At 63.3% G+C, this 6374-nt stretch carries 6 protein-coding genes and 1 tRNA gene; all 7 read right to left on the bottom strand.

What is annotated here, in order from left to right; genetic code table 11:
* Positions 1 to 570: 570 nt before the first annotated feature.
* Positions 571 to 921 (bottom strand): IS66 family insertion sequence element accessory protein TnpB, encoded by a 351-nt coding sequence (gene tnpB, locus IE266_RS18230; RefSeq protein WP_229864256.1) that lies wholly within the window; start codon positions 919 to 921, stop codon positions 571 to 573.
* Complete coding sequence (locus IE266_RS18225; protein WP_189681544.1) at positions 918 to 1319, bottom strand: hypothetical protein; 402 nt, start codon at positions 1317 to 1319, stop codon at positions 918 to 920. Before IE266_RS18225 ends, tnpB begins: the two co-directional genes overlap by 4 nt.
* Before the next feature lie 185 nt (positions 1320 to 1504).
* A tRNA-Phe gene (locus IE266_RS18220) sits at positions 1505 to 1579 on the bottom strand.
* Between the two features lie 106 nt (positions 1580 to 1685).
* A complete protein-coding gene (locus tag IE266_RS18215) occupies positions 1686 to 1868 on the bottom strand; it encodes a DNA gyrase inhibitor YacG (RefSeq protein ID WP_189681543.1) in 183 nt (60 codons plus the stop codon).
* Between the two features lie 74 nt (positions 1869 to 1942).
* Entirely contained in the window at positions 1943 to 3970 is a 2028-nt protein-coding gene (locus IE266_RS18210) for an NADH:flavin oxidoreductase (RefSeq protein ID WP_189681542.1), read from the bottom strand.
* 119 nt (positions 3971 to 4089) lie between these two features.
* Positions 4090 to 5514 (bottom strand): chromosomal replication initiator protein DnaA, encoded by a 1425-nt coding sequence (gene dnaA / locus IE266_RS18205; RefSeq protein WP_189681541.1) that lies wholly within the window; start codon positions 5512 to 5514, stop codon positions 4090 to 4092.
* 536 nt (positions 5515 to 6050) lie between these two features.
* Positions 6051 to 6314 carry a 30S ribosomal protein S20 gene (rpsT, locus tag IE266_RS18200; protein WP_189681540.1) on the bottom strand — a complete coding sequence of 88 codons (264 nt, stop codon included), beginning with the start codon at positions 6312 to 6314 and terminating at the stop codon, positions 6051 to 6053.
* Positions 6315 to 6374: the final 60 nt, after the last annotated feature.

The following is a 6374-nucleotide window of genomic DNA, read 5'->3' as shown; positions in this document are numbered from 1 at the left end:
TGGCCTCCTTGCCTCAAAATTAGCGAAGAAGGCGTCCACGATACACGGGGCTATTCAAAGGTCACGCCACAGCACTTCCGTACGATCAGCAAGGTCACACGAGTTTTCGGCTCCAGAAGCCAAGATGTCAGCCGTGAGGCTGTCAATTGATTCAGTCATATACCGAACGCAGCGATTAGCTACGCCTTCTGTTACTTCGAGCCCAGCGGAACCACCTACTGCCTCGCGTTATGAAAGGCCGGGCTAAGCTACCTTCTGCGTTTCGGTATGATCTGGATGCTGTCTATGCGCGGGTCTGGCAACCTTGAAACAGTGGCCAGCATTAAAAATTCGCAGTTATCTGGACACACAGAGGGATTCCTGTGATCATACGTAACATTATGATTTTAGGTCACAAAAATTGACTGAAATTTGAGCATGGCGTCGTGTGGAGCCATTCTAAGATCGCCCTGAGACGCGGTGGGGCGGGCGAGACGTCCCACCGATTCGCAGTTCTACTCAGGGGCGTCGGCCACATTCGCCACTCAATCAACTCAGCAATGGAGAGGTGCGTCGATGCCCTCAGTACTGCTAGGCCACCCGAGGACGACGATAGTCCGCAGATTCCACCCGCCTCCAGTCAAGGCCCTCAAACAAGGCTTCGAACTGGGCCTTGGTCATCGAGATGTTCGCTTCGGTCAGCTTTGGCCAAACGAACCCTGCGCCTTCAATTCGTTTGTAGATCAACACAAGACCCGTACCGTCCCACATCAAGACCTTAATCTTGTCTCGACCTTTCGATCTGAAAACGAAGAACGCTCCCGATAGCGGGTCGAGATCAAAATTGCTGAGTACATAGTTTGCCAGACCATCCATGCCCTTCCGGAAATCGACGGGTGTCGTGGCAAGGTAGACTTTGTACTTGTTCGACGGCGAAATCACTGGAGCTGCCCCACTACCTGCATCAGCTTCATGAGGTCGCCTTGGGAAATGCCCAGTGGAAACTCGATGGTCACGGAACCGCATAGAATACGTCCAAAGCCGCTTGGGCTGCCCGAAGGGGCGTGTGGAGCGACTGCTGTCTGGGCCTCGCCTTCAACGCTGATTGCTGTAAATGCGGGTCCCTCGACGTGGATTTTCTCGCCACGCCGTCTCCGGTCAGCGACAGACCACTTGCGCACCAAACACTCATGCGCACCCAGCTCGGCCGCGATATCGCCGGGAGACTGACCCTCTTCCCGAATGCGGCGTGTAGCTTCCCACTTCAATTCATTGGGCCAGATGTTCTTTCCGGCAGGGCTTTTCTCGATAGAAAAGCCCCATACTTCGTTTTCCGCCATAGCAGCCTCCTGATCTTATCAGGAGCCAAGTTACCATCCGGGCCGCGTGCTATGTCAGAGGGCGGAGTGGGGGTCAGATGCAACGCTTACCTCCGAAATTACCGGAACCACCATCGCCACCAAATGCGATTCGCCCCCTCAACCGCCCCCTCCGTCGGCAAAATAGCCAATAAAATCAATGGAAGTGGTGCCCGGGGGCGGAATCGAACCACCGACACGAGGATTTTCAATCCACTGCTCTACCCCTGAGCTACCCGGGCACGGGGACAGGCTGGGCCTGTCGGGTTTGCGCGTTCTAGGGCCAAGCCTTGCCAGTGTCCAGACGCTTTTTTGCGTTTGTTTGCGGGCAAGTTGCCGGCGTGGGCGTCAATGCATCCGATCGGCAGCGCGGGCGGCTTCTTCCTCGGCCTTTTCGAGGTCTTCGGGGTCGCGCGAGGGAATCGCGTAGCTGCCGCTGACCCAGCGTCCGAAGTCGACATCGGCGCAGCGGCGCGAGCAGAAGGGGCGCCAGTCTTTGCGGGTTTCTTCGCCGCAGATCGGGCAGGACATCGCAAGGTCTCCTGTTCGGGGCCGGATGGATGCCCCCGGAATGCCGCATCGCGCCGCCGGGCGCAAGGCGGGGCTCAGAGCATGCGGCCGAGCCGCAGCGCGTCGTAGATCGCCGCATGGGTGTTGCGCGCCGCCACCGCATCGCCGATGCGGAACAGCTGGTAGGCGCCTTGCGGATTGCGCACCACGCCCTGCGGGCGATTCTCGACCAGCGCGCCGTAGTCGACCTCGCCCAGGTTCACCGATCCGGGCCGCAGGTCGAAGTAGAGCTCGTCCAGCGGCCGCGTGCCGTGGTTGACCACCACCTGGTCGACCACCCGCTCGCGCGTGACCTCCGAGTAATCCGTGCCTATGGTCGCGACCAGCCGGTTGCCCTCGCGCCGCAGCCTGTCGAGCTTCCAGGCAACAGTGAAGGTCGCGTCATGGGCCTGCAGCACTCGAAGCGCCGGGGTCAGCGACATGCCCATCACCTCGGGGGCGAAGGTGCGGTCGCGGGTCATGATCTCGACCCGCCCGCCCGCCAGCGCGATCTTCTCGGCGGCCTGCAGCGCGGCAAAATCGCCGGCGTCGTCGTAGATCAGCACATCGCCCCCCGGCGCCACATCGCCCGAGAGGATATCCCAGGCCGAGACCGCAAGGTCATGGCTGCCGGTCTCGGGCAGCCCGCCGGTGGCGACGATCACCACGTCCGGGGCATGGGCCGTCACCGTCCCGGCGTCGGCGAGACTGTTGAAGTGGAACGTCACCCCCAGCCGGGTGCATTCGGCGAATCGCCAGTCGATCACCCCGATCATCTCGGCCCGCCGCGCCGTCTGTGCACTCAGCCGCACCTGACCGCCGGGATCGTTGGCCGCCTCGTGCACGATCACCTCGTGCCCGCGTTCCGCCGCCACCCGCGCGGCCTCCAGCCCCGCCGGGCCTGCGCCCACGATCACCACCCGTCGCGGCTTCCCGGCCCTGGAGATCGCATGCGGCTGCTCCAGCTCGCGCCCCGAGGAGGGGTTGTGCAGGCAATGCGCCGCGCCACCCATGTAGATCCGGTCGAGGCAGTAGTTCGCCCCCACGCAGGGCCGGATGCGATCCTCCTCGCCGCGCAGAATCTTGGCGACGATATGCGGGTCGGCCAGATGCGCCCGCGTCATCCCCACCATGTCGAGCTTGCCTGTGGTGATGGCATGGCGCGCCGTCGCCACGTCCTGGATGCGGGCGGCGTGGAAGGTCGGGATGCCCGTCCCCGCCCGCACCTGCCCCGCGAAATCGAGATGCGGGGCGCTGCGCATCCCCTGCACCGGAATCACCCCGGTCAGCGCCGCGTCGGTCTCGATATGGCCGCGGATGATGTTCAGGAAATCGACCAGCCCGCTGGCCTTCAGCCGATGCGAGATCTCCATCCCCTCCTCGGCCGTCACCCCGCCGGCCCTGACCTCGTCGGCGGCATAGCGGATGCCGACAATGAAGCGCTCGCCCACCCGGTCGCGGATCGCCCGCAGCACGTCGAAGGCAAAGCGCATCCGGTCGTCGAGGCTGGCCGCCCCATAGGGCCCCTCCAGGTCGTTCAGCCCCGGCGACCAGAAGGCATCCATCAGGTGGCCGTAGGATTCGAGCTCGATCCCGTCGAGCCCCGCCGCCATCATCCGCTCGGCCGCATCGGCATAGTCGCGGATGATCCGCTCGATGTCCCAGTCCTCGGCGAGCTTGGGAAAGGCCCGGTGCGCCGGCTCGCGCGCGTAACCGGAGGAAACCACCGGCAGCCAGTCGCCCTTGTCCCAGCGGGTGCGGCGGCCCAGATGGGTCAGCTGGATCATCACCGCCGCGCCATGCCCGTGGCATTCGTCCGCCAGCTCGCGCATCCAGCCGACCACCTCGTCCTTCCAGGCGAGGATGTTGTTGAAGGCCGGCGGGCTGTCGCGCGAGACGCTGGCCGAGCCGGCGGTCATGGTCAGCGCCACCCCGGCGCGCGCCCGCTCGGCGTGATAGGCGCGATAGCGCGCCTTGGGCATCCCGTCCTCGGCATAGGCCGGTTCATGGCTGGTGATCATCAGCCGGTTCTTCAGGGTCAGATGCTTGAGCTGGTAGGGCTGCAGCAGCGGGTCGTTCGACATGGGCACTCCTTCGGCTTGCCCTCAGGAAGGCGCATCGTCCCTGCCCTGTCAAACGCCCAAACGACACGGGGCGGCGCCGCTTTGCGACACCGCCCCGTCCCTGTCCCCCGTCTGCCGCCTTACTCGTCGAGCTGGCGGCGCAGGTTCTCGATATCTTCGGCCATCTGACTGTCGGATTCCTTCAGCTCCTCGATCCGGCGCACCCCGTGCATGACGGTGGTGTGATCGCGCCCGCCAAAGCGGCGGCCGATCTCGGGCAGCGAGCGCGTGGTGAGCTGCTTGCAAAGATACATGGCCACCTGGCGCGGCCGGGCATAGGACCGCAGCCGCTTCGGCCCGATCATGTCCGAAAGGCGGATGGTGTAATATTCCGAGACCTTGCGCTGGATCTCTTCCACCGTGACCTTGCGCTCCGAGGCGCGCAGCACGTCGGCGAGGCAGTCCTGCGTCAGCTCCATGTCGATCTCGCGCCCGACCAGCGAGGCGAAGGCGAAGAGACGGGTCAGCGCGCCTTCCAGCACGCGGACGTTGGTCGAGATACGCGCGGCCAGGAACTCGAGGATCCCGTCGGCGATCTGCAGGCCCGGATAGGTATTGCGATACTGTTGCACCTTCGATTGCAGGATGCCGAGCCGCAGCTCGTAATCCGTCGGGTGCAGGTCGACGACCAGCCCGCATTGCAGGCGCGACTGGACGCGTTCTTCGAGGTCCTTGATCTCGCCCGGCGCGCGGTCGGCCGAGATGATGATCTGCTTGTGCTGGTCGACCAGCGCGTTGAACGTGTGGAAGAATTCCTCCTGGGTGGAATCCTTGCCGGCGATGAACTGGACGTCGTCCACCATCAGCACGTCGACCGAACGGAACATCTGCTTGAAGTCCAGCATCTTCTTCTCGCGCAGCGCCTGCACGAAGCGGTACATGAACTGTTCCGCCGAGAGATAGAGGATGTTGGCCTTCGGATTGCGGCTGCGCATTTCGCGCGCGATGGCGTGCATCAGGTGCGTCTTGCCGAGGCCGACGCCACCGTAGAGCACCAGCGGGTTGAACGTGACCGGCCCGCCCTCACTCACCCGGCGGGCGGCGGCATGGGCCAGTTCGTTCGGCTTGCCGACAACGAAGGTGTCGAAGGAAAAGCGCGGATCGAGCGGCGCGGTATAGAGCTCCGTCACCGTGTCATCGGCCGTGCGCGCCTCCGGCTGCGCCCGCATCACGCGCTGGCCGCTGTGTTTGGCCGCGTCCACGGCCACCGCGACCGGCTCCGGCCCCGGTTCGGCCCTGCGCGCCGCACGCGGCTCACCGCTTTTCCGTGCCACCTGAAACAGCAGGCGCTTCACTTCGTGGCCTGCAGCCTTGAATTCGTACAGAATCAAGTCCGAGAAGTTCTGACCGACATAGTTTCCGGTAAAGTTGGTGGGGACGTGAAACATCGCCACTTCGTCTTTCAACCCATTGAATTCGAGCGGTTCGATCCAGGTTGTGTAGTTGTTCTGACCGACAGTCTTCAACAATCGCTGTCTGAGTTTGCCCCACTGGTCGTCGTTCATTTTTATCGCCCCATGCATCCCCTCGGCCTTTCAGCCTGATTTTGTATTGCCGGTGTCCCGACCGGCCGATTCACAAGCAAAAGAAATGACGTTCCATCCCTTTGCGGATGGAAATGTTCCCCCAGGAACACTTCTCGCAACGCCCTCCCGGCTCCTTGCCCTGGTGGGCGCAGAGACCGGGCGACAGGCGCCACGGACACATCATTTTGACAGGGCTTCGTTGCTGCGAGCAGCTTTGCAACGTCGCGCACCGCACCGACCGGGGTGGCCGGGTGTTACGGTATCGTCATCGGAAAATCCCCGAATGCCTGCCGGGAATCGCCGCTGACGTCCTGTCCCCCCAAGCGAGTGAATCGCTCAACCGTCCTAGCAATTCCCGCAGGAGAGCGGCAACGAAACTATGCTGTTGACTCCCGTTTTCCCCGGGAGGGCGGCGGGGCTGCACAGATTCTCGCAACACCCGCTCGCAGACGTGAAAAAGGCGCTGCCGATGGCAACGCCTTGTGGTTCTTGCACTTAAGATCGCGCCTTGCGGATCAGGCCATCGCCTTCACGCGCGACGACAGGCGCGACATCTTCCGGGCGACAGTGTTTTTGTGCAACACACCCTTGGTGACGCCGCGCATCATCTCGGGCTGGGCGGCGCGCAGGGCGGCGACAGCGGCTTCCTGGTTGCCCGAAGCAATGGCTTCCTCGACCTTGCGCAGGAAGGTACGGATGCGCGAACGGCGGGCTTTGTTGATGGCGAAACGGGCTTCGTTCTGGCGGGCGCGTTTCTTGGACTGCGGCGAATTGGCCATGTTGGTTTCCCTCTGATCGGGTCGATTGCAATAGGTTCTGCGCAGCCAAGGCCCGACCGG

The organism is Seohaeicola zhoushanensis (assembly GCF_014656415.1).
GTDB lineage: Bacteria > Pseudomonadota > Alphaproteobacteria > Rhodobacterales > Rhodobacteraceae > Seohaeicola_A > Seohaeicola_A zhoushanensis.
Note: the sequence above shows the minus strand (reverse complement) of the source record. Positions and strands in the feature narration are given on the sequence as shown.

What these genes read in the sequence shown, in the direction of transcription:
- IE266_RS18225 (WP_189681544.1), bottom strand. Translation starts at nt 1,319, where the DNA reads ATGGCGGAAAACGAAGTATGGGGCTTTTCTATCGAGAAAAGCCCTGCC.
- IE266_RS18215 (WP_189681543.1), bottom strand. Translation starts at nt 1,868, where the DNA reads ATGTCCTGCCCGATCTGCGGCGAAGAAACCCGCAAAGACTGGCGCCCC.
- IE266_RS18210 (WP_189681542.1), bottom strand. Translation starts at nt 3,970, where the DNA reads ATGTCGAACGACCCGCTGCTGCAGCCCTACCAGCTCAAGCATCTGACC.
- dnaA (WP_189681541.1), bottom strand. Translation starts at nt 5,514, where the DNA reads ATGAACGACGACCAGTGGGGCAAACTCAGACAGCGATTGTTGAAGACT.
- rpsT (WP_189681540.1), bottom strand. Translation starts at nt 6,314, where the DNA reads ATGGCCAATTCGCCGCAGTCCAAGAAACGCGCCCGCCAGAACGAAGCC.